The following is a 3,353-nucleotide window of genomic DNA, read 5'->3' on the forward strand; positions in this document are numbered from 1 at the left end:
TTTTGCGGAAAATTCCTGCTTTCTCGCAGGAACTGGCCCGTTCACTTCAACAGGTACCTAAGCAATTAGCATCGTGCAGTCATTCGCCTAGCCCCTGCCGTTCTCTCCCACGTCTCGACCAAGAACATTTCATTCGAGCCACTGCCACCATCACACACGCCTCGACAAGGGAGCCTTAATCCGGCCGCTCATACAGGCTGCGCACCCACCACTCTACTTCTCGGGCTTCTCTCGATACTGCCCCGGCGTAATGCCTTCCATCTTCCGGAAATAACGGATGAAATTCGCCGGATTGTTGTAGTTCAGCTTCTCCGCGATATCGGTCACCGTCATGTTTGTCTCCCGCAGCCAGCGCTTGGCAACGCCCAGCCGGTACTGTGCCAAATACTCGGCAAAGTTAATGCCAGTTTCCTGACGGAACACACGCGAAATATATTGCGGGTGATAGTTAATGCGCGCAGCGCATTTTTCCAGCGTCAAATCCGTATCGAACGCTTCCTCGATCAACCGCTTCACCTCGTCCGAGATCGTCCGGAACTGCGTATCTCGCCGCTCCTCGAGCAGACCGATGCTCGGCTCTACGATTCGCTCGTAGAACCAGGCCTCGATGTCGCGCGCAGCGTGCAGATGCAGCAGCTCGTCGAAGAGCGTCCGCTCCCGCTGGTTCAGCGCGTACAGCGAAATGCCGGCATCCTGCAGCAGACGAATCAGATCTACGAGCAGCCGAACGAGCGACAGCTGATAATCATTGTGATGCTCTGCCGACTTCGAAGCGTTGTCGATAAAAGCGGCCAAAGCTTCCTGCGCCCGCGCCTTGTCGGACGACTGAATCGCGTCGATGACTTGCGCAGCGGACTCCTTCGGGTATGCCATGTCTTTGCTTTTTTTCGGCTGCACATCTTCACTGAACAAGACGGCTTCGCGCCCCAGCTGCACCCGGTATTTCAGCGCCGCCACGCATTCCGCGTATCCTTGCTCCGCCTCCATCCACTGTGTAAAGCTGCGGGAGATGCCGACGCTGGCCTCCACGGACAAATACCGCTTGATCTCCTCCTGAACGGATGCCGCCATGTCGTATACCCGCTCCTTGAACGCTTCTTCGGAGACGGCTTGCGCGCCAGTGATCAGCAGCACCGCATCCTGGAAAATGATCGGCGCCAGCCGCGCCTCGCTCGGCACCAGCTCCGACACCATATTGGCGATGGCGTAGAGCAGCAAGTCTCGATCCTTCTCGTCGAACCGGCTATCCGCCAGATCGTCGATCTGGAACAGAAGCACCCGCATGCGGTCCCAGTCGAGCGTATAGCCGTAATACTGCAGCCGCTCTTGGATCTCCGACGATTTGGCTTCGCCGGTGACCATTTTGCGGACGAGCAGCTCGGTCATGTGCGCCTGCTGGCCTTCCAGTTGAAACTGCATTCGCGACTGCGTCGACAGCAGCGATTGAATGCCCTCGGAGATGACGCCGAATTCGTCCTTCGCTTCGCGCGACGTTTTGGCGCCGGCCAGCGAGCGGTAGATGCTGCGGACAGGCCGATACACGCTGCGCGTCCCCAAGACGGCAATCACAATTGACGTGCACAGCGCGATCAGGCTGACCCAGAGCGATGTCCAGGCAATGCTTTTGGCCCGCTGCGTCATTTCGCTGATCGGCAGCACGGACACATACGTCCAGCCATTATAAGCTGATTTTCGGTAAGAGACGGACATATCGTCTTCTCCAACCTTCGCCTTGAACAACCCGGTCGCTTCCTTCGAGGCGACTATCCGCGCCATAAACTCCTCATGGGACAGATCCGTGCCGACTAGCGACCGATTCTGATGAGCGACGAGCTTATTCGTCTCATCTACGATGTAAATCTGCCCCATATCGGCATCTTCCAGATCGATCAGGTTGTTCGTTTCCTTCCCCGACAGCAAAATCGCCATAAGTCCCTGAGGATTCTGGGAATTGATCGGCCACTTTTTCACATTCATGATCGTGTAATTATTGCTTACAATCGGCGACTCCGTATCGTAGCGCCCGGAAAGATCCAGACTGACCCACTTGGAACCGGGCTGCATCGCCGTAAATCCGCGCAGCAGCTCTTTCATTTTCGCCTGGCTGTCTTCGTTAAAACCCGAGTTGCTGATCAGCCAATCGTTCTCCAGACTGAACAGGAACACGTCCCGGATCCCAAGCTCAAACGTCTGAATCCCGAGCAGATTATCGTAGAGATCGTTGATCAGCTCCGTGTCCATAATCGTGAGCCGTTTACCGATCGCCCCCGCTACCAGCGGGGTGTTGAGCATCTGGGACGCCGTATAGTCGATCGTCTTGAGCGTCTGCTCCACGCGCAGCTGCGTCTGCCGCAAAATCTGCGCGTTGCTCTCGTTCACCTTTTCCAGCACCGTATGAGAGGAATATGTATAGGAGTACCACCCCAGAATCAGTACGGGAAAAGCCCCCACAACGAGCGTCAGCACGATTAATTTGCGCAAATAGGAATGTGACTTCATGCCCCGGTTGTCTCCTTCGTCAGGCTAATCTAGGTTATGTCATGCTTCCAGTATACCAAAAAGGGTCTGCGTCATGGGGGTGAACACAGACCCTGACAGCGGCTGTTATTTCTTGGCGGATTTGTTGTATTCGGCCGTATATTCGTCAATCACCTTGCTGCCGCCCTGCTGCAGCCACTGATCCAGCACTTTGTTCCAGCCGTTCTCGTCAATCGAGCCCATGATGAATTTCGTTCTCGCGTCCTCGATTAATTTATCAAGCTCTTTGCCTTTGTCGCTGTACGTATCGGAGATGAACGCATTCACAGGGTTCTCGACAGCAATCTTTGCATTTTCTTTCCAGACGTTGTCGCGTTGGTGAACCAGCTCAGGTCCAAACGTCGTTACCTGGTCTCTCAACACGGCTAGCTGGGAAGAATCGCCCATGCCGTACTCGACGAGCAGCTTTGGATCGGTCGTTTTCTTGTATTCACCGTTTTCCACTGTGTATTGACGGCCTTCAATTCCGTTGTAGAGCATATTCTGCATTTCTTTATCGGACAACTTGTCAAAATAGTTCAGAATCGATTTCAGCTCAGCTTCCGTTTTCACCGTCGTTTTCGGAATCATGAAAATCCCGTAAGAGCCGCTGCCCGCTACACTGCGAAGCCCCTTAGGCCCTTGCAGCGCCCCGATCAGCGTTACCTTCGCTTTCGGGTCCACCTTCTTCGCTTGCTCTTCAATGCCGTTTGCATCGTTCAGGTTCGCCACCCAAGCGCCGGCCGTTCCTTTGTTCATCACCTGGCGCCCGTCTTTGACAACAGCGAAGTCGAGGTTCATCAGCTTTTCGTCATATAACTTCTTGTAGAACTTCA

At 54.6% G+C, this 3,353-nt stretch carries 2 protein-coding genes; both read right to left on the reverse strand.

What is annotated here, in order from left to right; genetic code table 11:
- Positions 1 to 213: 213 nt before the first annotated feature.
- Positions 214 to 2,499 (reverse strand): helix-turn-helix domain-containing protein, encoded by a 2,286-nt coding sequence (locus tag EJQ19_RS30690; protein WP_126145016.1) that lies wholly within the window; start codon positions 2,497 to 2,499, stop codon positions 214 to 216.
- 105 nt (positions 2,500 to 2,604) lie between these two features.
- Positions 2,605 to 3,353: type 2 periplasmic-binding domain-containing protein (locus tag EJQ19_RS32070; RefSeq protein WP_478354297.1), on the reverse strand; the 749-nt coding region annotated here is incomplete at its 5' end.

The organism is Paenibacillus whitsoniae, from assembly GCF_003955665.1.
Classification (GTDB): domain Bacteria; phylum Bacillota; class Bacilli; order Paenibacillales; family NBRC-103111; genus Paenibacillus_E; species Paenibacillus_E whitsoniae.

What these genes read in the sequence shown, in the direction of transcription:
- EJQ19_RS30690 (WP_126145016.1), bottom strand. Translation starts at nt 2,499, where the DNA reads ATGAAGTCACATTCCTATTTGCGCAAATTAATCGTGCTGACGCTCGTT.